This is a genomic window from Aeromonas sp. PS2Canimalfood6 (assembly GCF_048276795.1).
Classification (GTDB): domain Bacteria; phylum Pseudomonadota; class Gammaproteobacteria; order Enterobacterales; family Aeromonadaceae; genus Aeromonas; species Aeromonas caviae.
On the sequence record NZ_JBLUXC010000154.1, the window covers coordinates 1 to 665 of the forward strand.

The 665-nt window shown below is 54.0% G+C and carries 1 pseudogene; it reads right to left on the reverse strand.

The annotated features are described in order from the left end of the window. Window positions 1-4: 4 nt before the first annotated feature. Window positions 5-665 (reverse strand): annotated as a pseudogene (locus tag ACNPAA_RS21020) (IS5 family transposase); the annotation flags it as partial.

Below are 665 nucleotides of genomic sequence, written 5' to 3' on the forward strand. Positions count from 1 at the left end.
GTTCTCAAAATGCTGGTTTTCTGTCCACACATAACTCGCGCAAGTAGCGAAGGCAGAAAGCCAGTTTGATAAAGGCTGCAAAACTCTTGGCTAGCTTTTCATATCTCGTTGAAAACCGGCGAAACTTCTTCAACCAACCGAAGCACCGCTCCACGACATTGCGCCTGCGGTAATGCACCTTGTCCAGTACCAATGGACGCCCCTTATGGCGCCGTTGCTGGTAGCTGCGTTGCGGAATGACCGCTTTTATCCTTCTCCGCCGTAGCTCGGCTCGAAAGGCTTTGCTGCTATAGGCCTTGTCTGCGGCAAGATGCGTTGGCCGTGTTCGGTAGCGACCTGATGACGTTGGTATCCTCGCCATGGCCAACGCGCTTGTTGCATAGCTGATTTCTGCTGATTGCCCCGGTGACAGGCAGAAGCTCAGTGGTAAGCCATGACCGTCCGTGACCAAGTGAATTTTGCTGCCGAAACCTCCCCGCGAACGGCCAAGGGCTTGATTCATTGAGGTGTTTTTTTACGTGCACCGGCAGCATCTTTGGATGCTCTGACATTGGAGCCGTCCAGGCACCACAGGTCGAAATCGATGAGCCCTTCTTCATTGAGCTTGAGTTGCAGCGCTTCCAGAATGGCATCAATCCGGCCTGCATCCTGCCAACGCCGGAAGG